Source organism: endosymbiont of Riftia pachyptila (vent Ph05), from assembly GCF_000224455.1.
Taxonomy (GTDB): domain Bacteria; phylum Pseudomonadota; class Gammaproteobacteria; order Chromatiales; family Chromatiaceae; genus Endoriftia; species Endoriftia persephonae.
Genome location: NZ_AFOC01000002.1, coordinates 37,157 through 61,702, shown reverse-complemented (window position 1 = coordinate 61,702; position 24,546 = coordinate 37,157). Strand labels below are relative to the sequence as shown.

Below are 24,546 nucleotides of genomic sequence, written 5' to 3'. Positions count from 1 at the left end.
CTTTCATCAGTTTTCTGTTCAGGCCTTGCTTCAAGCAGTCAAACGCCTTTCCAAGGCAGATGCATAGTTGGGTTGCAATGCTGCGGCGTTAAAACTCTTCCCATTCATCGCTATCGCTTTCAGGCACGGGGGTGATCTTGCGAACGCTGCTCTGTGTGGATTGCGAAGCAGCCACAGCCTCTTTCGCCACCGGTGATTGCTTCATCTCTCTTACAGGCTGGGTCCGCTTCGCTCTCGCTGTTGAAAGCGGCGCTGCAGAGTGCCGACTTGTTGCATCGGTCTTGAAAAAACGCACCAGAGAATCCAGCTGCTGCGCCTTTTCATTCATTGAGGCTGCGGCTGCAGATGTCTGCTCTGCAAGCGCAGCATTCTGCTGCGTCACCTCATCCATGCTGGTCACAGCAAGATTGACTTGATCGATACCAGAGGACTGTTCCTGACTGGCCGCTGCAATCTCTGAGATGATGTCGCCAACCTTCTTTACGCTGGTCACAATCTGCTCCAGCGTTTCACCCGACTCATTCACCAGTTCGGCACCGCTTTTCACCTTATGCACGCTGTCCTGGATCAACTCCTTGATCTCCTTGGCTGCAGTGGCGCTACGTCCGGCCAGATTCCGCACTTCGGTCGCAACCACCGCAAACCCCCGTCCCTGTTCGCCGGCTCGGGCCGCCTCTACCGAGGCATTCAGCGCCAGCAGGTTGGTCTGAAATGCGATCTCGTCAATCACGCCAATGATCTCGGCAATTTTGCTGCTGGCGGTATTGATTGCATTCATCGCCTGTACTGCACTGCTGACGACTTCACCACCATGTTCCGCAGTACTCCTGGCGCTGGCGGCAAGCTGATTCGCCTGCTGGGCATTATCTGCATTGTTGCGCACCGTGCTGGTCAGCTCCTCCATCGAGGATGCCGTCTCTTCCAGGCTTGCAGCCTGCTGTTCGGTACGGGAGGAAAGGTTGTTGTTGCCAGCGGATATCTCACCAGCCCCGGTACGGATCACGTCGGCAGATTCATTCAGCTGCACCACCACCTTCTCAAGGTTTGTGATGGTGCTATTGACGTTGTCCCTCACTTCGCCAAAAGTGCCAGCATAGTTAGCGGAGATAGGCTTGGTCAGATCACCATTAGAAAGTCGCCGCATCGCCTGACCGATATCAGAAAACACCTGATCAACAGTATTGATCAGCTCGTTGATCCCCCCCGCCAGCTGGACAAAGAAACCTGTCTTGCCTTCAAGTTCGATCCGCTGGCTGAGATCTCCGCCTTTCGCTGCGCCTACAATGGCATCGATCTCACGCTCCACTTTCAACTCTTCGGTAATATCGATCCATTGGGTTACACGCCCCTGATAGTCCCCATCACTGTCTAACACGGGACTGGTAATCAACTTAAAACTGCGCGACCAGGCATCGAACTGGCTAGTGCGTGTCTCAGAAAGCTGCGTCCGATACATCTCAGCCAGCTTTTCATCAGGAAAGAAGTCGGCAAGACTGGAACCAAGCAACCCATCGACGTCAAATGGCTTGCCCTGGCTGCGGACATTCTCACCCAAGACTTCGAACTGGGCACGGGCGGCCTTGTTCATAAAGATCAGAATGTTGTCCTTATCCGACACGGTAACGCTGGTTGAACTGTTATCCAGCGCCTCTTTCAAGCGTCCTGCTTCGTTCGCCTGCTCACGCGCATCCATCACATCGAAACCCAGCTTGATCTGGGTTGATTTGAGGCTTTGGAGCATCTGACCGATCTCATCATTACGATCGGTCTCGACCCAATCGAAGTAGTTGCCCTCGGCTATCTGATCCAGCTTCTCTTGGATATACTTCATGGGACGAGTAATGTGGCGGTTAAGGAAGGCACCACTGATCAGGGTGATCAGCGATAGACCAGCCAGTAACGCCAGAAAAGTCGTCTCGGCCACCTGGAAATGCACCATCGCGGCCAATCCCACAAACATTACGACCATCAGAAACAGAATAGTGTTGAGTATGGTCTTCAGCTGCAACCGCTTAAAGCCAGCAGCCAAACGGGCCAGGCCCTTGGGTGCCAGAGTCGCATTGCTATCGGCCAGCAGCCCCCGGTAGAGCGGCTCAACCGCAGCGATTTCCTCCCGGGTTGGCGGTGTTCGAACCGACATATATTCAATCACGCGGCCATTGCTGCGCAGTGGCGTAACGTTAGCCTTGACCCAGTAGTAATCACCGTTTTTGCAGCGATTCTTAACGATGCCGGTCCAGGGTTTACCGGCCTTGCTGGTCTCCCACAGATCTTTAAAGGCCTGAGGCGGCATATCCGGGTGTCGCACAATGTTGTGATTTTTGCCGTACAGCTCCCGTCGGCTGAATCCACTGATCTCGACAAAATCTTTGTTGCAGTAGGTGATAGTGCCTTTGAGATCGGTCTTGGAAACCAGGATACTGCCTGGCTTCATATAGCGTTCATTATTGGTGACGGGTTGATTGATCTTCACTTACCTTCTCCCATTTGCATCAAATGCCCGCTCAGGCATTGACGACACTCTCTTGTTCCTGCTCACGCCTCTGGCTGAAGAGCTGATCGATATCCAGCAGCATGATCATCCTGCCCTCGGCATCGGCCAGCCCACTGATGAACTCAGTGGCAATCGCTTCACCAAATTCCGGGGTATTACGAATGGTATTGGGGTTGGCGTTGAGCACATCTGAAACGGCATCAACCACCATGCCCATCGCCCGTGAATTGTTTGCGCCATTAACACGCACAACAATCACCACGGTGTCTTTACTGTAATCTTGAGGCTCTAGGCCCAGCCTTTGGCGCAGATCGAAGATCGGCACGATGGATCCACGCAGGTTGAGCACACCTTTGACATAGTCCGGTGCATTCGGAATACGCGTGACAAGCTCCCAGCCCCGAATCTCCTGTACCCGCAGGATATCCACGCCGTAGTCTTCGCTGCCAAGGGAGAAAGTCAGGTACTCCTGACCCGTCATTTCCAACTCCACCGGCTCAAGTTTCTTTGCTGTATTCATCTGCTCACCCTCTGTCAGGCAATCCGCTTCTCGTTGACTTGGGCCTGGGTCGCCAATCGCAACAGGCCAGGGATGTCGATAATCAGTGCGACGGAGCCATCCCCAAGGATGGTTGCTCCGGATATGCCCTCCACTTTTTTGTAGTTGGCTTCAAGGGATTTGATCACCACCTGCTGCTGGCCAAGTAGGTCATCAACAAACAACCCGCAATGGCGTCCTTCACCCTCGACCACCACCAGCAATCCCTCTTTCAGGGTTGTGGCCTTGACGTCTTCAATGCCGAATACTTCGTGCAGCCTGACGATCGGCAGATACTCACCGCGCAGCTTGAAGGTCTCACCGCGGCCGGCGACTAGATTGATCATCTCCTCCGAGACCTGGATCGATTCGATGATTGAAACCAGCGGCACGATATAGGTCTCCGAGCCGACAGATACGGTCTGGCCATCGAGGATCGCAAGGGTCAGCGGCAGTCGGATGATGATGGCAGAGCCCTTGCCCGGATCGGATTCGATCTCGATGCTGCCACCCAGTTCGTTGATATTTCTGCGCACCACATCCATGCCAACACCACGGCCAGAAACGTCACTCACCTCGTCCGCCGTTGAGAATCCAGCCTGGAATATCAGTTCATAGATCTGCCGGTCCTCAAGCATATGGCCTTCTGGGATAATTCCACGCTCGATCGCCTTTGCCTCGATCTTGTCGCGATTGAGGCCACGTCCATCATCGCGGATCTCGATGACGATATTGCCACCCTTGTGGGATGCGTTGAGCTGGATCACACCAGTCTCGGGCTTGCCGGCGCTAACACGCTCATCGGGCATCTCGATGCCGTGGTCGAGGCTGTTGCGCACCAGATGGACCAACGGGTCACCGATTTTTTCGATCACCGTTTTGTCCACCTCGGTATTTTCGCCGCTCACCTTCAGCTCGATCTTCTTGCCAAGCTTGTTGCTCAGATCATGCACCAGGCGGGGAAAGCGGCTGAAGGTAAAGCTGATAGGCAGCATGCGGATCTGCATCACGCTCTCCTGCAGCTCACGGGTGTGGCGCTCCAGCTGGCCCAAGCCATCATTGAGCCGCTCTAGCTTGCCCATATCGAAATCCTCACCCAACAGGCTGAGCATCGACTGGGTGATAACCAGCTCACCCACCATATTGATCAGGCTGTCGATCTTGGCGATATCTACACGGATCGACCCGCCGCCACTGCCTGCACTCCGATTACCACTGGTGCGCCGCTCTTTTCCCGATCGCCGATTCTTTTCAACGCGGCGCTCTGGTTGCGGCGGCACTGCTTTTAACTGAGGGGGTTCTGCTGACGCCGCAGTTTTCGGTTCAGCAGCTGATAATTCGGGGACGCTGGCTTCCTCTGCCGCGGATTGCGGCATCAAGGGCATGATGATGAGCTCACAATCATCCTCAACCCAGACAAACACCTCATCCAAGGCCTCCCGGTCCACCGCCCCATGGAGGTAAATGTCCCATGAAATGTAGCTATCTTCCGGCTCGTAGCTCTGCAGCGCTGGCAGAGCCTCGAGATCCGCCTGTAGCTCCAGCCGGCCCAGTTCCGCCAGCTCACGGATAATGCGTAGCGAGTCATTACCCGTGCGCATCATTTTCAGCAGCGGCCGGAACACGATATGCCAACCTTCCGTTTGGGGCTCCATGGTTTCCGCAGCGCTCACCACTTCCGGTGTTGACGCCTCGCCTGCCACAGCAGTTTTGTTACTGAGAATCTGCTCCAGCTCCGCCTGCTGGCTTTTGACCTTCTCCTGCTCGACCTCGCCCTCTTCACTGGCGGCGCTGAGCATATCCCGCAGGATATCGACCGAGCGCAGCAGTGCATCCACCGCCTCACTGGTGACCGGGCGTCGCCCATCCCGCATCTCATCCAGCAGGGTCTCCATGACATGGGTGAAACTGGCGATGTCGTTGAAGCCAAAGGTGCCGCTGCCACCTTTTATGGAATGGGCGGCACGAAAGATGGCATTGATCTCTTCGTCGTCAACCGTGCCAGGGTCCATATTAAGCAGCCCGGACTCCATGATCTCCAGGCCTTCAAAGCTCTCCTCGAAGAAGACCTGATGAAATTGCGCCATGTCGATCGACATGATCTCTCCCCCCGTAATGGCAAACTGTCAGATGAGTGGCTATCAGCCGATGACCTTTTTCACCGTAGCCAGCAATTGATCGGGATTGAAGGGTTTGACGATCCAGCCGGTCGCACCGGCGGACTTGCCCAGCTGCTTCTTGTCGCCACTCGACTCCGTGGTCAACATCAGGATTGGGGTAAACTTGTATGCAGGAAGCGCTCGCAACTCTTTTATCAATGCAATGCCGTCCATATTGGGCATATTGACGTCTGTAATCACTAGATTGACCGACTGTCCTTTGGCTTTGCTCAATGCATCAACGCCATCAACCGCCTCAATCACCTGATAACCCCCACCCTTAAGGGTAAAAGAGACCATCTGACGCATGGAGGCGGAATCATCGACTGCAAGAATGCTTGCCATGCCTTTTCTCCTGAGTGTGTATTTGTGGGTTTTCCCTGGAGCGGAATGCCGACAACCCGGAGCGAGTTCACTACGGCAACCAACCAGCTACACGCTGACTATCGGCCCGGGAAAACGATTCTTTAGGCTTAAAAATGACGCGGCCATCAGCAACCGGGGCCGGCGGAAACGAAGGGAATAGAGTCAGCGGCCGAAGGCCGCCGAAGTACTCAAGCAAAAGATAGGGTAAATCATTGTCTTATGGCCGGTGCAGAAGAGGCTTCAGTGCATTGCGGTCCGTGCCGGAGAGACAGGAGGGGAACACCGCTCATTCGGTGAATCGGTTTGCGACCGCCTGAAAGGAGTCCTCCAAATCGAGAAAGGCTCTGACCACCTCGGGATCAAAATGGCGGCCTCTCTCCTCCCGGATCATCTCAACCGCAGTCTCATGGGAGAAGGCTTCTTTGTAAACGCGGGAAGTGATCAAAGCATCATAGACATCCGCCAGCGCCATCAGACGTCCACTCAGGGGGATCGCCTCACCTATCAGGCCATTCGGGTAGCCGGTTCCATCCCATTTCTCATGGTGGGTCAGGCAGATCTCACGGGCAAGTTGCAGAAAAGCGGTACTGCCCAACTCCTGCTCTGCTCTCAACAAGGCATCGAAACCATACTGGGCATGACGTTTCATCTCCTCCCATTCAGCTGGATCGAGTTTACCCGGCTTCAACAAGATCTTGTCAGCCACCCCCACCTTGCCGATATCGTGCAGCGGCGCCGATTTGAAAAGCAGGTCGATATACTCATTATTCAGGGTTTTCTGGAAGCGCGGATAGGCTTTGAGATGGTTGGCCAGCAACTGTATGTAGTGCTGGGTACGCCGAATATGGTTTCCGGTTTCGTTGTCCCGCGTCTCGGCCAGTGACGCCAGACAGAAGATCGCTACATCCTGGGTACGGGAGATCTCATGGGTACGTTCCCTCACCCGCTCTTCAAGCAGCTGGTTCTGATTTTTCAGGATCCGCCGGGTCTGACTCAGTGCCAAGTGGGTCTTGACCCGTGACAGCACAAGCGGCGGGCTCATGGGCTTGGTAATGTAATCCACCGCCCCCAGCTGAAAACCACGGATCTCATCATCGACTTCACTCTTCACGGTGAGGAAGATCACCGGAATATCGACAGTACACGGATCAGCTTTGAGCTGTTTACAGACTTCATAGCCATCCATCTCTGGCATCAGAATGTCAAGCAGGATCAAGTCTGGCGGAATCTCGCTGCTGACGCGGGAGAGCGCCTGCTGTCCGCTCTTGGCGACAGTCACCCGGTACTGTTCCCTGAGCAGATCGACCAATACATTGATGTAGAAACTCTCGTCATCTACCACCAGAATGCTGTATCCGGTATCACTCGTCATCCAGGACCTCGTCTATCGAAATATCCAGCGCTTCTATTATCTGCCCGAAAATATCGGCAGCTTCGTCAAAATCATAGTTCATGACAGCATCCCGCAGGCTTTTCGTCTGTTGCCCGAGGTCCACCCGTTTGAGACGCACATCGTTCACCAGTCGCTCGACGCTCTCCCGCGCATCAGCATCACCCGATGTGAACTGCTCCTTAAGCGTAACGAGTAACGACCTTAACTCCGCATCAGTAAGCGCCGGCTCACTCACCTGGGGCAGACCAAACACCTCTCTGTGGCTGGCACGCTCCTGCTGCATCAACTGGCCCAAGCCGGCAAACACTACCTCTGCCTGTCGGCAAAAATCCTCAATCAGTGACGGCAGCTCATCCTCCCGGGCTTGCCGCATAGCGCTCTCCAGTTTGCCCGCACTCTGTTCCAACTGGCGTGCACCAATATTTCCCGCCACCCCATGCAGCGTATGTACTAGGCGCATCGCATCCCCCATCTCCAGCTGTTGCAGCAACACTTTGAGATGCTCACAGCTGTCAGCGTGGTGGCTGATGAATTCCTTTAGCAGTTTGAGATAGAGCACCCGGTTACCGCCCACCCGCTGCATCCCCCAGTTCAGATCCACTCCAGGCACCGCATCAGGGAAGGCCGCCTGATCCTGTGGGAGATCTGCAACCTCAGCCTCTGACAGCAGTTGCTCGCCGAGCCAGTGACGCAGGGTTGCCAGTAGTTTTGCGGGGTCGATCGGCTTCGACAGATAGTCGCTCATGCCCGCATCAAGACACTTCTCCCGGTCACCGCTCATGGCATGGGCGGTCATAGCGATGACCGGCAGCTGTTGCAGCTCCGGTTGCTGCCGAATCTGCCGGGTTGTTTCATAACCGTCCATCAGAGGCATCTGCACATCCATCAGCACCAGATCAAACGCGCTCTCCTGCAGCCGCCGCAATGCGGCCCTGCCATCCTCCGCCACCAGCACCAGCAGACCAAAACTCTGTAACAGCTCCAGCGCCACCTGTTGATTGATCGGGTTATCCTCCACCAGCAGTACCTTGCCTTTGAGACGCCCTGGAGTCGCACCGAAGCGGGCAGCTGGTACCGTCTCACGTCCCCGCCCCGACTCTTTGAAGACCGACATGATGGTGTCGAACAACAGTGAGGGGTTCGCCGGCTTGAGCAACACCGCATCCAGACCGGCGGCCTGCGACTGCTGCATCAGTTCCTCCCGGCCGAAGGCGGTAACTAGGATCATCTTCGGCTGCTGCACCAACGCCAGCTCCTGCTTGATGTGCTGCACCGCGTCGATACCGTTGACCGGCGGCATGTGCCAATCCATCAGCACCAGCTGAAACGGCTTCGGCTTGGCCAGACCGACCGCCCCGGCCCCCATCAGGAGTTCGTAGGCCTCCGCCGCGTTGGCGCCGACCTCCACCTCAAAGGAGAAGGAACGCAACATATCTGCCAACACCGTTCGCACCATCGGGTTGTCATCCACCAGCAGTACCCGCATCCCCTGCAGGTCCGGGTCGGGTTCGAACTGACGCGGTTGCTGCTCCGGCTGCAGACCGAACGCCAATTCGAAGCGAAAACAGCTCCCCTCTCCCAGCCGGCTCTCCACTGAGAGTTGCCCCTGCATCAGTTCCACCAGCTGCTTGCAGATACTCAGCCCCAGCCCGGTGCCACCGTAGTGGCGGCTGGTGGAGCCATCCGCCTGAACAAAGGCATCAAACAAATGTGGCAGGCGTTGAGGATCGATGCCGATTCCGCTGTCTCTTATTTCGAAACCGACCCGCACTTGCTGCGCTGAGCGATCCAGCAGCCGTACCGAAACCACCACTTCGCCGCTTTCGGTGAATTTGATTGCATTCTGCGCCAGATTCAGCAGCACCTGCCCAAGCCGCAGCGGATCACCGATCAGCCGGTCCGGCACATCCAATTCGCGCTCAAAGACCAGCTCCAGCCGCCTCTCCACCGCTTTGATATTGAGCAGAGTGGCGAGGTTCTCCAGCACCTCATCGAGCTGAAAGTGGGTGGTCTCGATCTCCAGCCGGCCCGCCTCGATCTTGGAGAAGTCGAGGGTATCGTTGATGATGCCCAGCAGGTGGTGGGAGGAACTCTGGATCTTCTGCAGATAGTCGAGCTGCTTCGACGTCAATTCGGTCTGCAGTGCCAGATGGCTCATACCGATGATCGCGTTCATCGGGGTACGGATCTCGTGGCTCATGTTCGCCAGGAAGTTGCTCTTGAAGCGATTCGCCTGCTCTGCAGCCTCTTTCGCCTCCGCCAGTTCCCGTTCCATACGGATTCGATCGGTTAGATTGACCAGTATGCCGAGGTTCATGAGTTTGTCACCGATACGGATCGGAATGGCAGAGAGTAGCCCCTCGATCACTCCACCCCGATCGGTGGCAAAACGGATCGGATAACTGTGGATCTGCCCCTCCGCCTGAAACTGCCGCAACACCTCAACCCGGTCACTCTCATTCAAATAGAAGCCCAACATGTTGCGTCCGATCAGCTCCCCACTTTCACACTCGACATCCAATGCCGCCTGCGGGTTAGCCATCTGGATAGTGCCTTCCAGATCGCTGATGGTGATGGCCAGGGGAATGGTGTTGATGATGTTTCTCAACTGCTCCTCACTGCGCTGCAATCGGCGCTGCTCGCGCCTTAGATACACCACCCAGAGCGCCGCCAGCAGAATGATCAACACCGCACCGATCGCGATCTGCAACGCCAGCGTGTAATCCACCCCCATCTCGTAGCGCACTGCAAACCACTTCTGGCGGATAGCTATCACCTCTTTCTGGGGGATCGCATCCAGCGCCTTCTGCAAGATCGAGACCAGTTCGGGCCAATCCTTGCGCACCCCGACACTCAGATCGAAACTGTAGGGAGTGGGGGCGGCAACCTTGACGTTGCTGATGCCCCGGTTAGTGATCAGGTAACTGCCCACCGTCAGATTGCCTATATAGGCATCCACCTCTCCCAGGGAGAGTCGTCGTAGCGCCTCTTCCGAGGTGGGCACCTGCACCACCTCAATATCGGGATGATCTCTTTTCAGGTAGTCGAGGGTCACATACTCCTGCTCCACCACCACCCGCTTGCCACTGAGATCCTCCAGGCCGGTGATCAGAGCCGCATCGTCACGCACAAACACCACAAAAGGAAAGTTGAGATAAGGGCGAGTGAAGTTGAGAAAGCTGTCACGCGCTTCATCTCGTACCAGCGCCGGCACCAGATCCAACTGCCGCCCACGCGCCTTCTGCATCACCTTGGCCCAGGAGGTAGACTCTTCGATGACAAACTCCACCCCGAGCATCTCGCCCACGACCTTCATGTAGTCGGAGACGATGCCACTATAGCCACCATCCTGCGGCACAAACTCAACCGGCGGCCAGGCCGGGTCGACCCCCAACCGGATGGCGCCATGCGCGGCCAGCCAGGCCCGCTCTTCCTTGGTCAGTTTCAGCACAGGACCTGCCTCGGGCACCTCTCCTCCTGGCGATAACCAGCGATTGAGAATCACCCGCCGTTCATCCTCGGTAATGCTATTCAGCGCCTTATCGAGGATCGACACCAATGGTACCCACGCTGGATCCTGGTGTACCGCGAAACGCTGCAGTGCCGGACCAAATCCAGGGTCACCGCTAAAGTGCAGATTGCTAAGCTGCTGCTCTTCAATTAGCCATTGCGCTACCGAGCGGTTTCCCACATAGGCGTCCACCTCACCCCAAGAGAGTTTTTTCAGCGCCTCCAGCGTATTAGCAACAGGCAATAACTCAATCTGCGGATGGCCTTGCAGTTGCTTCATGGTGGAGAAGCCATTCTCAATGGCGACCTTGCGCCCATAGAGATCCTCAATGGTGTGAATTGCCCGCTCATCCTTGCGTGTGACTATGGCCTTCATCACCGTAAAAAACTCACTGGTAAACCAGAGATCCCTGGCGCGCTCCTCTGTTTGTACAATCGACATGCCGAGTTTGAGTTCACCCGAGCTGACCCTGGCCAGCATCTGCTTGAAGGTGGGGCCAGGATGAACCCGAAACTCAACCTTGAGACGTTCGCCAATCAGTGCGAGGTAGTCATGGGCAATACCGCTGTGCAGCCCCTGCTGATTCATGAAGTCAATTGGCGGCCAGGCCCCATCCACTCCAATCTCGATCACAGGATGCCGATCCAGCCAGGCGCGCTCTTCCGCGTTCAATGTCAGCTGCGGCATCGATATCCTGCCGCTGTCCCGCCCTGCCCCCCAGCGATCGGCGATCACCTGAAACTCCTGCGGGCTGATCTGCTTCAGTCCCGCATCAATCAGATCCAACAACTGCGCATTGCCCTCACGCACAGCACCACGATAGTCGCGAGAATAGAAGGGCCGATCTGAGAGACGGCGAAATGGGTTCGGCTCACCTGTCTTTGCGAAAAAATGGCTTAGATTGGCAGCGGGGGAGATAAACGCCTTCACCCGGCCCTCAAGGGCCGCTTGGTAGAGTGTCTCAAAGCTGTCGAAGACCACCAGTGAGACCCCTTTGAGGTGCTCTCTGGCGTAGCTATGGGTAAATCCTTTGGGCACACCGATGACCAACCCTTCGAGATCCGCCTCCGTTTTCACTCCGAGGATGTTTTTGTGCAGGTAGAAGTAGTATTCGATCCCGATGGTGGGCCGGGTGAACTCATAGAGCTGATCCCGTTGTGCCGAGTAGAACATGCCGGCATGCAGATCGGCCTCGCCACTGCGTACCATCTCCAAAGAGCGCTCCCAGCTGGTCTGTTTAAAGGCCACCGGGATGCCGCTCTTTTGCGACCAGAGCCGCCAGATATCGGGCAGAATGCCGGCGGCCCTGCCGTCAGCATCGGTAAATTTGAAGGGCGGGGTGCCGGCATTGTAGACCACCACCAGCGGTCTGGATGTGGGGGGATCCATCTCTGCGGCGGCCCAGGTATATTGGCAAGCCAGCAACCACAACAACGCGGATGCCACCCTCCCGATCCAGACCTGGCCAGCCGCTATTGCTGTCATGCCCGCTTATACTCGCTGAATCGCACTCTGCACCGTTTTAATCTCTCACAAGCCATTCACTCAAAAATCGTAGTTGAAGATCAGCCGCAGGTCATTCCCTGGTTACCTCAAACAAGCCCGTGTACTCCTCAGCCCCGCTAAAAAAATAATCCGCCAATCACACAAACAACGCGACTATTGTGTAAACCCGGTTACGCCACTTCAGCCCGTTATCCGACACTCTTATTCGCATTCATCTGAGTGTTTTGCGGACTGAATCCCTGCCTTTATCGATATTGATGCTCACCCAAATTTCTTCCAAAATAGGCAGGCGACAATGGCAGAGCTTTTTCGAGTCGCACCGCTTGAGGCGGTGGTTTATCCAAATTGAATTAATCTTCGGTTTCTAAGCTAGAATAGCGGCGATCATCCTATAGACAAGTTCGAGCTGTTGATGCGTTTGCCCTATTTCATACTGTTCTGTCTTGGCCTGAGCTGGCTCCAGACATCCGCCGCGCTGACATTCTCACTGCCACCCGAGGGCGAGGATCTGGTCGGTGAACTCATCGAGCTCAAGACCCGTTACGAGGATACCTTTTCCGATATTGCGCGAGGCCACGACATGGGGTTCCGCGAGGTCAGCCAGGCCAACCCTGGAGTTGATGCCTGGCTGCCGGGCGAGGGTACAGAGATCTTTGTCCCACAACTCTTTATCCTGCCCGATGTTCCCCGCGAAGGGGTCGTCATCAACCTGGCAGAACTGCGCCTCTACTACTACCCCAAGGATCAGGCGCAGGTAATCACCTATCCGCTCGGCATCGGCCGGGAAGGCTGGGGCACACCGGAGGGCGCTACCCATGTGATCAGGAAACGAGCCCACCCATCCTGGTATGTGCCTGAATCGATCCGTCAGGAGCATCAGAAGATGGGCGATCCTCTGCCTGAAGTCATGCCGCCCGGCCCCGATAATCCGCTCGGGGAGTATGCCATCTACCTTGGCATGCGCGGCTACCTGCTGCACGGCACCAACAAGCCCTATGGGGTCGGCATGCGAGTCAGCCACGGCTGCATCCGCCTCTATCCAGAGGATATCGAGGAATTTTTTCGGCAGATTCCAGTGAATACGCCGGTGCGGATCATCAATCGTCCTTACAAGGCGGGCTGGCGGGATGGGCAACTCTACGTCGAGGCGCACCCCCCACTCAATGAACAGATAAAAGTGGAGGGGCGAAACCACACCGGCCTGGTGACGGCGATGATCACCAAGCTAGGAGAGGACCGGAGACAGCCTGACTGGGACATCCTACAGACCATCGCAAGAGATCAAACCGGCATCCCGGAGATCGTGCCACTCAGCGAGCTGCCCGGCGACAACTGATCTGCTGCAACTGCGTTGTTTCTATCGGGCAAGAGAAAACCCCGGAGCCTGATGACATCCGGGGTTCTTTCGCTCCGTTTCACCCCACGGGGGTCAGCGGAAATAGCGGCCTTTATTTTGCCATCGCCTTCTCAGACATGCGGCTGCAGCGCTCGCTGCACTTACGCGCCTCAGCAGCAGCCTCATTTGCCGTAGCCATCGCCTTGTCCGCAGTCCCCTGGGCCGATGCAGCATCCAGCTCAGCTGTCTTGGCAGCCTTATATGCAGCATCTGCAGCATTCTGAGCAGCCTGTGCCTCCTTCCGCACCTCCTCAATCTGAGCGGTGGTTGCACAACCGGCCAGCAGGCCCAGGCTCAGAATCATAGCGGAGGCTTTCAGCATCTTGGTGGTTTTCATCTCTTTCTATCTCTCTTTTTCCGTGGAAAAACTGGGCGTTCGGTCACAAATCTTGATCCAAAAACCCAATAATTTCAATGCCAGATCGTAAATCTTTTTTAACTTGCATTAGATCTGCAGATCTATCGGGACTCACCAAATCACAGTACGCCCCGAACCTCGTGGATCACTCGCGCCAGTGACCTGGCCACTGCGGCGATCCCAATAAAGCGCCTGCATATTGCCATACTCACGCTCCAGGCGGTGAAGTATATGGCCCATACTCTGCAATTCAGTCACAGTTTTGTCGTCAAACGCACCAGCCTCATACTCTACCCGGTCCGGCAGGTACTGATGATGAAATCGCGGCTGGCGAACCCATTGCGCAATCGGCTGACCATCGGCCAGCTCCAGAATCGCCAGCAGCACCATACTGATGATGCGCGAGCCTCCAGGCGTACCCAGCATTGCCACACCAGCATCACTCTCAACAAAGGTCGGAGACATGCTCGACAACATCCGTTTGCCTGGCCCGATGGCGTTCGCTTCACCGCCGACCAGGCCATAGACGTTGGGCACTCCGGGGCGGGCCGAAAAGTCGTCCATCTCATCGTTGAGCAACACCCCAGTGCCGGCCGGCACAAAGGCCGCACCAAACGGATAATTGATGCTGAGGGTCGCCGCGACCCGGTTGCCCTCCCTGTCGATGATCGAAAAATGGGTGGTATCAGCGCCCTCGGTAGCCTTTGAAACCGGCTGCGGGGTACTTGGCGTAGCACGCTCAAGCTGAATATCCCGCGCCAGCCCGGCGGCATACCAGGGGTGAGTCAGCGCCTGTAGCGGCATATCGACAAAGTCCGGGTCGCCCAGATAGTCGGCGCGATCCCGGTAGGCCCGGCGCATCGCCTCGATCATCAGATGGACCCGCTGCACCCGAGGCAGGTTGTCGATCTGAAATCCCTCGAGGATATTGAGCATGGTCACCAGCACCACCCCGCCAGATGAGGGCGGTGCCGCACTGATGATCTTGAGCTCACCATAACGGCCGCGGATCGGCTCGCGCTCGACCACCTGATATTGCTGCAGATCCTGCAGGCTCCAGATGCCACCTGCGTCACGCACCCCTTTGACTAGGCGCTGGGCGAGTTCGCCCGCATAGAAACCATCTCGGCCTTTGTCGGCCAACAGCTGCAGGGTGCTGGCCAGGTCAGGCTGGCGGATCAGCTCACCCTCGGCCGGGATCTCCCAGTCGTGCAGAAACTGCCCAGCCGCCGCTGGTGAGCTGCGCAGGGCATCCAGACGCCACTCAGCCATGCGCCGATAGTGCCGGTCCACCGGAAACCCATCCCGCGCCAGACGGATCGCTGGCGCCAGCGATCGGCTCAATGGCAGGCGGCCATAGTGTTCGGCCAGATGCACCAATGCCGCGGGCTCGCCGGGAATCCCCGCCGCCAACGCCCCGTCGATGGAACGCCCCGGCACTACCTCGCCTGCCTCATCCAGGTAGAGATCCCGGTGGGCCGCCAGCGGCGCCCGCTCGCGCCCATCCAGCATCACCTGCCGGCCATCGCTGGCCCGCTGCAGCAGCCAGAAGCCGCCCCCACCGAGACTAGAACTATAGGGTTCCACCACCGCCAGCGCAGCACTCACCGCAACCGCAGCATCGAAGGCATTGCCGCCAGCTTCGATAACCTCACGCCCCGCCTCGGTGGCAAGCGGGTGAGCGCTGGCAATGCCCGCCGCGTTGGGGGCGGCTCCCTGCACACTGCCACTGACCAGCAGTAAAAAGAAAAGGCCCCACATGGAGGCCTTCCTGCAGAAGATCATGAGCCAACTAATGCCAATCACTCTTCGCCAGTGATCCGCTGATATTTGGCATAGAGCTCTTCCTGGGTCTCTTCGTGCTCCGGATCTTTCGGAATACAATCTACCGGGCAGACCTCGACACATTGGGAGGTATCATAGTGACCGACGCATTCGGTACAGAGATCGGGGTCGATCTCGTAAATCTCGTCACCCTGGGTGATCGCACCATTGGGACATTCGGGCTCACAAACGTCACAGTTGATACATTCATCGGTGATTATCAACGCCATTATCACTTCTCCTCATTCAAAGACATCTGCCCGATTCTAGCAGCCTGCCAAACACTAAATAAAACCCATCAAACAGGGAAACCACCTTGCCCTGCCTGAAATCATTCCACGGTATTGAAACGCCGCTCCAGTGCCGTCTGTACTGCCGGCGGCACAAACTCGGAGGTATCGCCACCCAGGACCGCAATCTCCTTCACCAGGCTCGACGAGATGAAGGCGCACTGTTCCGCCGGGGTGAGAAACATCGTCTCCAGGGTCGGCGCGAGGCGCCGATTCATACTCGCCAGCTGGAATTCATATTCAAAGTCCGACACCGCACGCAACCCCCGCAGGATCACGTCGCCCCCTTGAGCCTGCACGAACTCCACCAGCAGGTTGTTGAACGGCTTCACCTCCACATTGGCACAATCCGCGAACACCGTTTCGGCCAACTCAACCCGCTGTGCCAGATCAAAGGCCGGATGTTTGCCGATATTGACTGCAACCGCAAGGATCACCTTGTCAAATAGTTTCGAGGCCCGCTCAACCAGATCACAGTGGCCATTGGTAATCGGATCGAAAGTTCCAGGATAGACGGCGATCGGCATCGATTTGAGTACTCAATTGGGGGCAATGATAGTAACAGAATTGTTTTACCGGAATGATATATATCATCCGCCATCCTGCCGAGGGCGGGCCAGCCCGAAACAGACCTGGCCGGCACGCTTCTCCCGCAGCAGTTCCCAGCCGTCGGGCGGTGCGAGCCCACGCCCAGCATCATCCTCCAGATAGATCCTCGCCCCCTCAGCCAGCCAGCCATTTTCACTCAACAGCCGGCAACACTCCGGCAGCAACTGCGCGGCAAAGGGGGGATCAAGAAACACAATATCGAAGGGGGTGGCTGCACCACGCAGCCAAGCCAGGGCATCAGCGCGCATCACCGAGACGACCTCGCCGAGCCGCAACAGCTGCCGGCTCTGCTCCAGTTGGGCAACCACCTGGGGTGCGCTGTCAAGCATCACCACCTGACTGGCGCCACGGGAGGCCGCCTCCAGCCCCAGCGCGCCGCTGCCGGCAAACAGATCAAGACAGCGCGCCCCGGGAATCAGCGGCTGCAGCCAGCTAAACAGGGTCTCGCGCACCCGATCCCCGGTCGGCCGCAAGCCAGGCAAATCAGCAAACGGAAGCCTGCGTCCCCGATGCAAACCGCCGATGATACGCACCTGATTGGCGGCAGAACGCCCCCGCGCCCTCATCTGACAGACATCGCAAATAACATTACGAGCCCTGCCGTCCCACCCGTACCGTGACCAGGCGATCGGGATGGATGCGGCGACGAAACGCATCGCGCACTTGCCTGACGGTAACCGCTTCGACCTTGGCAGTGAAGCTGTCGAGATAGTCGAGCGGCAGATCATAGAAGCCGATCACCGCCAAATACTCAACGATCTTGCTGTTGGAGGCGATGCGCAGCGGGAAGCCACCGGTAATGTTCTGCTTCGCCGCCTTCAGCTCCGCCGCCGTGGGGCCCTCTGACACATAGCGTTTGAGGGTGTCGAGCAGCACCTGCTGCGCCTGATCCGCCTGAACGTTCTTGGTCTGTAGGCCGAGCTGGAAGATGCCGCTCTGGCGCATCGGCAGAAAGTAACTGTAGACGCTGTAGGAGAGACCGCGCTTCTCGCGCACCTCCTCGCTGAGAATCGAGACCAGCCCGCTGCCACCCAGCACATGATTGCCCACATAGAGGGCGAAGTAGTCGGGATCGCCCCGCTTCATGCCCGGCTGCCCCAGGTAGATATGACTCTGGGAAGAGGGAAACTCGATCGACTCCAGCTGCGCCTGGCCGATCGGCGCCACCTCGGGCAGCGCCGGCGCGGGCTCGCCTTCGGTCAGACCGGCGGTGACCTGCTCGGCGATCTGTTCTGCCTGCGCTCGGTCCACCGCGCCGACGATGGCGACCACCGCATTGCGCGCCACATAGAGCCGCCGATAGGTCGCCAGCAGATCCGCCCGGGTCAGCGCCTTCACCGAGGCCTGGCTACCCTCCACCGGATGGGCATAGGGGTGATCGCCAAACACCAGCCGGTAAAGCGCCTTCTTGCCGATAGCCCCAGGCGACTGCTCATCCGCCAGCAGGCTCGCCAAGGTCGCCTGGCGCTCCCGTTCCAGATCTTCCGGCTCGAATCGCGGGTTTGCGACCACCGCCGCCAGGGTCTCCAGCCCGGTGGCGAGGGGCTTGGCGTCGGTCAGACTGCGCAAGGCCACCCAGGCCATGTCGCGCAGCGAGCCCACTTCCAGCTCCGCCCCCACGTTCTCCAACCGCTCGGCGATCTGATCGGCGTTCCACTCACCGGCGCCCTCCCCCATCAGGGTATTGGTCAGAGAGGTGACGCCCGGCTTGCCATCATCCCTTGCGCTGCCAGCATCGAACACCAGACGCACATCCACCATCGGCAGCTCCGGTGCCGCCACAAACAACACCCGGGCACCCTTGCTGGTGTGCCAGCTCTGGATCTTCGGCCCGGCCTGCAACTGAGCCACGAACAGCAGCAGCGACAAAACTAGCCAGAATTTTCTCTTCATTCCATTCACGCTTCGACTCCTCATTTAACCACCGTGACGCCCGCCAGCAGCCGCCCGCGGGCGGCGCTGCTTGCCATCCAGCGGCAGCGGATCGAGCACCGCCACGCTGAGGTTGTCGTCGATAAGATATTTCTGCGCCACCTGCTGCACCTGCTCGGCGGTGACCTCCCTGAGACGAGCCACATACTCATCCCCGAGCCGCCAGTCGAGCCCCACCGTCTCCAGCTGACCCAGCAGCATCGCCTGGTAGAAAATCGAATCCTGCTCGTAGACCTTGCCGGCGATCAATTGGTTGCGCACCCGCTCCAGCTCCGCCTCGCTGACCCGCTCGCTCTTGAAACGCTCCACCTCGGCACGCAGCTGCTGCTCCAAGGTCTCCAGCGAACCGTCCGGAGTCGGCGTGGCATCCAGCATCAACATGCCAGAGAGTCGACTGAAGGCGCTGTAGCTGGCATCCACCGAGGCTGCCACCTTGCTGCCGCGCACCAGATTGCGCTCCAACCGGGCGCTCGAGCCGCCATCCAACACATGCGCGAGCATCTCCAGCGCGTAGGCCTCCCAGGCGTCTTCGGCGCTTGCCAGCACCGGTGTCTTGTAGCCCATCAAAATGTAGGGCTGGCGCGCTGGCGCCTTCACCTGCAGCCGTTTGATGCCGCGCTGGGGCGGCTCGCTGCGCGGCTTGAGGGGGCGGATCTGCTCCGGCTTGAGCGGGCCAAAGTGTTGCTCAGCCAGGGCGAAGATCGCCTCTGGCTGCACATCGCCGACCACCACCAGGGTGGCGTTATTGGGGGCATACCACTGACGGTACCAGGCGTGCAGATCATCGATCTGCATCGCCTCCAAATCGCTCATCCAGCCGATCACCGGAATCCGGTAGGGGGAGGCCTGATAGGCGGTGGCGTTGAACTGCTCGTAGGTGAGTGACTGCGGCTTGTCCTCGGTGCGCATGCGCCGCTCCTCCTTGACCACCTCGACCTCCTTGAGGAACTCTGCCTCCGGCAGGGTCAGGTTACGCATCCGGTCCGCCTCCAGCTCGAATGCCACCGGCAGGCGGTCACTGGCCAGGGTCTGGAAATAGGCAGTGTAGTCGCGCCCGGTAAAGGCGTTCTCCTGCCCGCCATTGGCGGCGATGATGCGCGAGAACTCCCCCGGCGGATGTCTCTCGGTACCCTTGAACATCATGTGTTCCAACACATGGGAGACGCCGGTGATGCCGCCATGCTCATAGCTGGAGCCAACCTTGTACCAGACCTGGGTGACGGCGATGGGGGCACGGTGATCCTCCTTGACGATCACCTTCATGCCGTTCTCCAACAACCGTTCGTGAACCTCTGCCTGCAGCGGCGCCACGACCAGGCTGCTGGCAAAAAAACCAATCAACAAGGCTCTCTTCATCTTCTCTCCCGAATGTCTGCCCGGTAGATAAAACCTCGGACGCAGCAGGAAAAAGTCCCCCACCGCGCTACTCAAACCGGAGAAGAAGGGGCAAAACCCCTTCTCAACATTCTGTTAAAAAACCAAATTCCTGTTTTACTTGCCCCCACGGGCTTGTAAAAATAGCTGATCAACGGGCGGGAACCCGGTGCCGCGGCATTGTTTCAGAGGCAATCTGGAATGTCCAAGCGGCAACAGACTGATAGAGTCTGTCACCGGCGCCGAGTTCCATATGGGGCCTCTGGATGAATCTGGGCGAGCAGAATGTGGCCCGCAAGACTCCCGTCCATGATTTGTTCAGAGGCTCCCAAGCAGTAGCGGGAACGGTTTATGTTTGGATTCGGAAAGAAAAAAGCTGAGGCGCAAAGCACCGAAGCAGTCGTGGAACAGCGCGAAAAGGGTCTCTTCTCCCGCCTCAAGGAGCGCCTCTCCCGCACCCGCAGCAACCTGAGCGATGGCCTCGCCAACCTGCTGTTGGGGCGCAAAGAGATCGACGACGAGCTGCTAGAGGAGCTGGAGACCCTACTGCTCACCGCCGACGTCGGCGTCGACGCCACCAGCCGCATCATCGATGACCTCACCGGGCGGGTAAAGCGCAAAGAGCTGAGCGACCCCGAAGCACTCAGCCGCATCCTCAAGCAGCAGCTGCTGGCGATCCTTGAATCCTGCGCGACCCCACCACCGCCTCCCCCCCCGGGCCGGCCGCTGGTGGTGCTGATGGTCGGCATCAACGGCGCCGGTAAGACCACCACCATCGGCAAGCTGACGCGGCGTCTGAAACACGAAGGCCAGGAGGTGATGCTGGCAGCGGGCGACACCTTCCGCGCCGCCGCAGTGGAACAGCTGCAGAGCTGGGGCGAGCGCAATCAAGTACCGGTGGTGGCGCAACACACCGGTGCCGACTCTGCCTCGGTGATCTTCGACGCCCTGCAGGCCGCCACCGCTCGCAACATCGATGTACTGATCGCCGACACCGCTGGGCGACTGCACACCAAAACCAACCTGATGGATGAGCTGGCAAAGATCGCCCGGGTGCTGAAAAAGATCGACCCTGAAGCCCCCCACGAGGTACTGCTGGTGGTGGACGCCGGCACCGGCCAGAACGCGGTCAACCAGGCGCTGCAGTTCAACCAGACTGTGAGCCTCAGTGGGGTGGTGATCACCAAGCTCGACGGCACCGCCAAGGGCGGCGTGATCTTCGCCATCGCCGACAAACTCAAGCTGCCGATCCGCTTCATCGGCGTCGGCGAGTCGGTGGAGGATCTGCGCGAGTTCAACCCGCAAGAGTTTGTCGACGCGCTCTTCGAGCGGTAGGCGGATGAGGAGCCTCTTCGCATGGCGATGATCCACTTCGACAACGTCACTAAACGCTACCCTGGCGGTCACGATGGCCTCAACAACGTCACCCTGCGGGTCGAGGATGGCGAGATGGTCTTCCTCACCGGCCACTCCGGCGCCGGCAAGAGCACCCTGCTAAAACTGATCGGCCTGCTGGAGCGCTCTAGCCGCGGCCAGGTGCACGTCAACGGACGCAACCTGAACCGGCTGCGCTCACGCCACATCCCCTACCACCGGCGCGAGGTCGGCATGATCTTCCAGGATCATCGCCTGCTGCCCGACCGTACCGTATTCGACAATGTGGCGCTGCCGCTAATCGTCACCGGTCTCGGCCACAAGGAGATCGGCCGCCGGGTGCGCGCCGCGCTGGACAAGGTCGGGCTGCTGCGCAAGGAGCGAGCGGCCCCGGTCACCCTCTCCGGCGGCGAGCAACAGCGGGTCGGCATCGCCCGCGCGGTGGTCAGCAAACCGCCGCTGCTGCTGGCCGACGAGCCCACCGGCAACCTCGATCCGGAGCTCTCACGGGAGATCATGGATCTGTTCACCCAGTTCAACCAGGTCGGCGTCACGCTGATGATCGCAACCCATGATCTCGACCTGATCGCGCGCATGGGGCGCCGTATCCTGACCCTCAGCAACGGCCATCTGACCCGCGACAACCGCCGGGAGCTGTACTGATGGCCCGCCCCCGCAATCTGCAGTTCAAGCGTCGCAGCCGCCTGCGCCTAGACACTTGGCTGCTGCGCCATCTGCAGGTGGCGATCAGCTCGCTCGGACGCTTGCTGCACGCCCCTCTCGCCACCCTGATGACCTCGGCGGTAATCGGCATCGCACTGGCGTTGCCGATCGGCCTGCATGTGCTGCTGAACAACCTGGAGGCGCTCAGCGGCAACTGGGAGAGCGGCGCCAGCATCTCCCTGTTCCTCAAGCAGGAGATCAGCGACCAACAGGCGCGCACGCTGCAGCAGCGGCTGGCACGCCACTCGCGGATCGCCGAGATCCGCTTTGTTTCCAAGGCCCAAGCACTGGCGGAGTTTCGCCGCCTGAGCGGCTTCGACGAGGCACTCGACACGCTTGGCGGCAACCCTCTGCCTGCGTTGCTGATCATCCAACCAAACATCGACCAAGCCACCGCAGAGCGCGCCCAGCGGCTGCTGCAGGAGTTGAAAAAGCTGCCTGAGGCCGACATCGTTCAGCTCGATATGCAGTGGGTCAGGCGACTACAGGCGATCACCGAAATCGCCCAGCGTGGGGTGCTGGTGCTGGCCGGCCTGCTCGGTATGGCGGTGCTGCTGATCATCGGCAACACCATCCGGCTAGAGATCCAGAACCGTCACGGCGAGATCGAGATCAGCAAACTGATTGGCGCCACCAACGCCTTCATCCGCCGCCCGTTTCTCTATACCGGACTCTGGTACGGGCTGTTTGGCGGCATCATCGCCTGGCTGCTGGTAGCCAGCTCCATCGGCCTGCTGAGCAGCCCGGTGGCAGAGCTGGCACTGCTCTACGAGACCGCCTTCAGCCTCTCCTCGATCAACTCGCTGATGGTGCTGAATATCTTCAGCGGTAGCGCCCTGTTAGGGCTGCTCGGCTCCTGGGTCGCGGTGGGACGCCACCTCAGCGCCATCGAGCCGACTTAGTCCACGCAGTTCAGATCCTTACGCGGGAACCCTTTTGCCTCCTGTTGGTCATATTCAGCAGAAACTGGCACTCTCCTAACATGAGTGCTAACATAATTTAGCAGTAAACTACTGGGGTATTAGATGACTAAGGAACTCACCATTCCCATCGCTCTGCCGACCGGCAGTTTCGACGCCTATGTCGGCGCAGCCTATCAGCTGCCGATGCTGAGCGCAGAGGAAGAGCGCTCGCTGGCGCTGCAGCTGCGCGACCAGCAGGACCTGCAGGCTGCCCGCATGCTGGTGATGTCCCACATCCGCTTTGTCATCCGTATCGCCCGCGGCTACTCCGGCTACGGCCTGGCATTGCCCGATCTAGTACAGGAGGGCACGGTCGGTCTGATGAAGGCGGTAAAACGCTTCGACCCGGATGTGGGCGTGCGTTTGGTCTCCTTCGCCGTGCACTGGATCAAAGCGGAGATCCACGAGTTCATCCTGCGCAACTGGCGCATCGTCAAGGTCGCCACCACCAAGGCACAGCGCAAGCTCTTCTTCAATCTGCGCAGCAGCAAGAAGCGGCTCGGCTGGTTCTCCCGAGAAGAGGTCGAGGGTGTGGCCGAAGATCTGGGAGTAAAACCAGAGACTGTGCTACAGATGGAAGCGCGTCTCGCAGCCCGGGACCTTGCCTTCGATGGCCCGAACAGCGATGACGAAGATGCACCCGCCACACCGGCGGGATTCCTGCCGGATCACAGCATGGAGCCCTCGGCTCAGCTGGAGTCGGCAGACAGCGCCGCTCATCTACAAGAGCAGTTGGGCACAGCCCTCGAATCACTGGACGAACGCAGCCGGGAGATTCTGCAGGCGCGCTGGCTGAGCGAAAAGAAGGCGACCCTGCATGAGTTGGCCAAACGCTTTGGCGTCTCTGCTGAGCGCATACGCCAGATCGAAAAGGCTGCAATGAAGAAGCTCAAGGGGCAGATCGCTGCCTGACCCAAGCTCTTCCCCCGAAAAGTAAAAGGCGGCCACCGGCCGCCTTTTTCGCATCACAAGAATTGTTACTTGGGCGTGTAGCTGAACTTCTGCCCACCGACACTCGCCTCATACATCAAACCACCTTTAGCGATGGTAAACACCGCCACCCCATTCTTGTAGTCGGCATCAGCGGAGACGCCTGCCTTTACCGCCACGGCCGAGGCCTGGGCTCCCAGCTCATAGTTGCCCTGCTTGAAGTCATCCAGCGTTTTTTTATCTTTGAAGAAGATGACCTCCCGATAGGCCTGGCCACCGAGCTGAAAACCAATGGTCAGCTGGGTCACAGAGGTATTGCCAATCGGCTTGCCCTGCTCGTAGACCACACCCTTACCATAGGCACCCCCCAGGCCGAAACCACCCTTACCCACGGTAGGAAAGACCGCGTAGCCTCGCGCCTGATCAAAAAACGCCTGCAGATCCGGATCGGCCTTTTTGAATTCGGCGATCGCCTCATTCGCTTTTTTGACATCATTCGCATCCCAGGCCTGCAGCAGCTGTGAAAAGATCACCAAAAATAGCGTCAAAACCAGGCTGAATGGCTGCTTGAGTTTCATAGAAAGACCTCCGCATCATTGATTATTGCTATCAGTAGACAGCATAGGTGAGATAACGCTTAAAGATGGACCCCGGTAGTCGGGCAGAGATGAGGAAAGTTTAAGGGGCCTCTGATTGCAGCAGCCAATACCCCGTTCCTCCGCGACACTGGCGACCGTCTCTCTGAAATAGCTGGCACGGGAGTCATAATAACTTGCCAGGGCCTCTCTCTTCCCTAAAATGAGCGGG

At 58.4% G+C, this 24,546-nt stretch carries 19 protein-coding genes; 5 read left to right on the top strand and 14 right to left on the bottom strand.

Annotation, left to right across the window (positions count from 1 at the left end; all coding sequences use genetic code 11):
* Window positions 1–88: 88 nt before the first annotated feature.
* The 6 genes from RIFP1SYM_RS18520 to RIFP1SYM_RS00685 all read right to left on the bottom strand — a co-directional run bounded on the left by RIFP1SYM_RS18520 (window position 89) and on the right by RIFP1SYM_RS00685 (window position 11,850).
* On the bottom strand, window positions 89–2,473 hold the full coding sequence (locus RIFP1SYM_RS18520; protein WP_005958592.1) for a methyl-accepting chemotaxis protein: 2,385 nt from the start codon (window positions 2,471–2,473) through the stop codon (window positions 89–91).
* A 31-nt stretch (window positions 2,474–2,504) separates the two neighbouring features.
* Window positions 2,505–3,014: a chemotaxis protein CheW gene (locus RIFP1SYM_RS00705; RefSeq protein WP_005958591.1), complete on the bottom strand. Its 510-nt coding sequence runs from the start codon at window positions 3,012–3,014 to the stop codon at window positions 2,505–2,507.
* 14 nt (window positions 3,015–3,028) lie between these two features.
* Window positions 3,029–5,131, bottom strand: a complete 2,103-nt coding sequence (locus RIFP1SYM_RS00700) for a chemotaxis protein CheA (protein ID WP_005958590.1) — start codon at window positions 5,129–5,131, stop codon at window positions 3,029–3,031.
* Window positions 5,132–5,173: 42 nt separating this feature from the next.
* Window positions 5,174–5,536, bottom strand: a complete 363-nt coding sequence (locus RIFP1SYM_RS00695; RefSeq protein WP_005958589.1) for a response regulator — start codon at window positions 5,534–5,536, stop codon at window positions 5,174–5,176.
* A 307-nt stretch (window positions 5,537–5,843) separates the two neighbouring features.
* Window positions 5,844–6,929, bottom strand: coding sequence for a response regulator (locus tag RIFP1SYM_RS00690; RefSeq protein WP_005958588.1), 1,086 nt, complete (start codon window positions 6,927–6,929; stop codon window positions 5,844–5,846).
* On the bottom strand, window positions 6,919–11,850 hold the full coding sequence (locus tag RIFP1SYM_RS00685) for a transporter substrate-binding domain-containing protein (RefSeq protein WP_240991978.1): 4,932 nt from the start codon (window positions 11,848–11,850) through the stop codon (window positions 6,919–6,921). Before RIFP1SYM_RS00685 ends, RIFP1SYM_RS00690 begins: the two co-directional genes overlap by 11 nt.
* A gap of 529 nt (window positions 11,851–12,379) precedes the next feature.
* Here RIFP1SYM_RS00685 and RIFP1SYM_RS00680 point away from each other — a divergent pair.
* Window positions 12,380–13,303 (top strand): L,D-transpeptidase family protein, encoded by a 924-nt coding sequence (locus RIFP1SYM_RS00680; protein WP_006473571.1) that lies wholly within the window; start codon window positions 12,380–12,382, stop codon window positions 13,301–13,303.
* Between the two features lie 112 nt (window positions 13,304–13,415).
* On the opposite strand, the gene RIFP1SYM_RS00675 is transcribed toward RIFP1SYM_RS00680, so the two are convergent.
* The 7 genes from RIFP1SYM_RS00675 to RIFP1SYM_RS00645 all read right to left on the bottom strand — a co-directional run bounded on the left by RIFP1SYM_RS00675 (window position 13,416) and on the right by RIFP1SYM_RS00645 (window position 19,732).
* A complete protein-coding gene (locus tag RIFP1SYM_RS00675) occupies window positions 13,416–13,700 on the bottom strand; it encodes an Lpp/OprI family alanine-zipper lipoprotein (RefSeq protein WP_005958585.1) in 285 nt (94 codons plus the stop codon).
* A 132-nt stretch (window positions 13,701–13,832) separates the two neighbouring features.
* Complete coding sequence (ggt, locus tag RIFP1SYM_RS00670) at window positions 13,833–15,482, bottom strand: gamma-glutamyltransferase (RefSeq protein ID WP_006473570.1); 1,650 nt, start codon at window positions 15,480–15,482, stop codon at window positions 13,833–13,835.
* A gap of 41 nt (window positions 15,483–15,523) precedes the next feature.
* Window positions 15,524–15,775 (bottom strand): YfhL family 4Fe-4S dicluster ferredoxin, encoded by a 252-nt coding sequence (locus tag RIFP1SYM_RS00665; protein ID WP_006473569.1) that lies wholly within the window; start codon window positions 15,773–15,775, stop codon window positions 15,524–15,526.
* Window positions 15,776–15,876: 101 nt separating this feature from the next.
* The gene (coaD, locus tag RIFP1SYM_RS00660; protein ID WP_005958582.1) at window positions 15,877–16,362 is read right to left on the bottom strand and encodes a pantetheine-phosphate adenylyltransferase; all 486 of its coding nucleotides are present in this window, start codon (window positions 16,360–16,362) and stop codon (window positions 15,877–15,879) included.
* Window positions 16,363–16,425: 63 nt separating this feature from the next.
* A complete protein-coding gene (gene rsmD / locus RIFP1SYM_RS00655; RefSeq protein ID WP_006473568.1) occupies window positions 16,426–17,010 on the bottom strand; it encodes a 16S rRNA (guanine(966)-N(2))-methyltransferase RsmD in 585 nt (194 codons plus the stop codon).
* A gap of 22 nt (window positions 17,011–17,032) precedes the next feature.
* Window positions 17,033–18,337: a M16 family metallopeptidase gene (locus RIFP1SYM_RS00650; RefSeq protein ID WP_240991977.1), complete on the bottom strand. Its 1,305-nt coding sequence runs from the start codon at window positions 18,335–18,337 to the stop codon at window positions 17,033–17,035.
* 24 nt (window positions 18,338–18,361) lie between these two features.
* Complete coding sequence (locus RIFP1SYM_RS00645) at window positions 18,362–19,732, bottom strand: M16 family metallopeptidase (protein ID WP_039959444.1); 1,371 nt, start codon at window positions 19,730–19,732, stop codon at window positions 18,362–18,364.
* 369 nt (window positions 19,733–20,101) lie between these two features.
* Here RIFP1SYM_RS00645 and ftsY point away from each other — a divergent pair, with 369 nt between their 5' ends.
* From ftsY to rpoH, 4 genes are all read left to right on the top strand, one after another.
* The gene (gene ftsY / locus RIFP1SYM_RS00640; RefSeq protein ID WP_005958578.1) at window positions 20,102–21,085 is read left to right on the top strand and encodes a signal recognition particle-docking protein FtsY; all 984 of its coding nucleotides are present in this window, start codon (window positions 20,102–20,104) and stop codon (window positions 21,083–21,085) included.
* A gap of 27 nt (window positions 21,086–21,112) precedes the next feature.
* Window positions 21,113–21,787 (top strand): cell division ATP-binding protein FtsE, encoded by a 675-nt coding sequence (gene ftsE, locus RIFP1SYM_RS00635; RefSeq protein WP_039959456.1) that lies wholly within the window; start codon window positions 21,113–21,115, stop codon window positions 21,785–21,787.
* Window positions 21,787–22,749 carry a permease-like cell division protein FtsX gene (gene ftsX / locus RIFP1SYM_RS00630; protein WP_005958576.1) on the top strand — a complete coding sequence of 321 codons (963 nt, stop codon included), beginning with the start codon at window positions 21,787–21,789 and terminating at the stop codon, window positions 22,747–22,749. Before ftsE ends, ftsX begins: the two co-directional genes overlap by 1 nt.
* A 123-nt stretch (window positions 22,750–22,872) precedes the next feature.
* Window positions 22,873–23,721 (top strand): RNA polymerase sigma factor RpoH, encoded by an 849-nt coding sequence (gene rpoH, locus RIFP1SYM_RS00625; protein ID WP_005958575.1) that lies wholly within the window; start codon window positions 22,873–22,875, stop codon window positions 23,719–23,721.
* A 65-nt stretch (window positions 23,722–23,786) separates the two neighbouring features.
* Here rpoH and RIFP1SYM_RS00620 read toward each other — a convergent pair whose 3' ends face one another.
* On the bottom strand, window positions 23,787–24,317 hold the full coding sequence (locus tag RIFP1SYM_RS00620) for a lipid-binding SYLF domain-containing protein (protein WP_005958574.1): 531 nt from the start codon (window positions 24,315–24,317) through the stop codon (window positions 23,787–23,789).
* Window positions 24,318–24,546: the final 229 nt, after the last annotated feature.

Excerpts from the sequence above, each read along its gene's own strand:
- RIFP1SYM_RS00680 (WP_006473571.1), top strand. The coding sequence starts at position 12,380 with ATGCGTTTGCCCTATTTCATACTGTTCTGTCTTGGCCTGAGCTGGCTC.
- RIFP1SYM_RS00650 (WP_240991977.1), bottom strand. The coding sequence starts at position 18,337 with ATGAAGAGAAAATTCTGGCTAGTTTTGTCGCTGCTGCTGTTCGTGGCT.
- RIFP1SYM_RS00665 (WP_006473569.1), bottom strand. The coding sequence starts at position 15,775 with ATGGCGTTGATAATCACCGATGAATGTATCAACTGTGACGTTTGTGAG.
- RIFP1SYM_RS00695 (WP_005958589.1), bottom strand. The coding sequence starts at position 5,536 with ATGGCAAGCATTCTTGCAGTCGATGATTCCGCCTCCATGCGTCAGATG.
- ggt (WP_006473570.1), bottom strand. The coding sequence starts at position 15,482 with ATGTGGGGCCTTTTCTTTTTACTGCTGGTCAGTGGCAGTGTGCAGGGA.
- rsmD (WP_006473568.1), bottom strand. The coding sequence starts at position 17,010 with ATGAGGGCGCGGGGGCGTTCTGCCGCCAATCAGGTGCGTATCATCGGC.
- RIFP1SYM_RS00705 (WP_005958591.1), bottom strand. The coding sequence starts at position 3,014 with ATGAATACAGCAAAGAAACTTGAGCCGGTGGAGTTGGAAATGACGGGT.
- RIFP1SYM_RS00690 (WP_005958588.1), bottom strand. The coding sequence starts at position 6,929 with ATGACGAGTGATACCGGATACAGCATTCTGGTGGTAGATGACGAGAGT.
- coaD (WP_005958582.1), bottom strand. The coding sequence starts at position 16,362 with ATGCCGATCGCCGTCTATCCTGGAACTTTCGATCCGATTACCAATGGC.
- RIFP1SYM_RS00685 (WP_240991978.1), bottom strand. The coding sequence starts at position 11,850 with ATGGATCCCCCCACATCCAGACCGCTGGTGGTGGTCTACAATGCCGGC.
- RIFP1SYM_RS00645 (WP_039959444.1), bottom strand. The coding sequence starts at position 19,732 with ATGAAGAGAGCCTTGTTGATTGGTTTTTTTGCCAGCAGCCTGGTCGTG.
- RIFP1SYM_RS00620 (WP_005958574.1), bottom strand. The coding sequence starts at position 24,317 with ATGAAACTCAAGCAGCCATTCAGCCTGGTTTTGACGCTATTTTTGGTG.
- ftsY (WP_005958578.1), top strand. The coding sequence starts at position 20,102 with ATGTTTGGATTCGGAAAGAAAAAAGCTGAGGCGCAAAGCACCGAAGCA.
- RIFP1SYM_RS00700 (WP_005958590.1), bottom strand. The coding sequence starts at position 5,131 with ATGTCGATCGACATGGCGCAATTTCATCAGGTCTTCTTCGAGGAGAGC.
- ftsE (WP_039959456.1), top strand. The coding sequence starts at position 21,113 with ATGATCCACTTCGACAACGTCACTAAACGCTACCCTGGCGGTCACGAT.
- ftsX (WP_005958576.1), top strand. The coding sequence starts at position 21,787 with ATGGCCCGCCCCCGCAATCTGCAGTTCAAGCGTCGCAGCCGCCTGCGC.
- rpoH (WP_005958575.1), top strand. The coding sequence starts at position 22,873 with ATGACTAAGGAACTCACCATTCCCATCGCTCTGCCGACCGGCAGTTTC.
- RIFP1SYM_RS00675 (WP_005958585.1), bottom strand. The coding sequence starts at position 13,700 with ATGAAAACCACCAAGATGCTGAAAGCCTCCGCTATGATTCTGAGCCTG.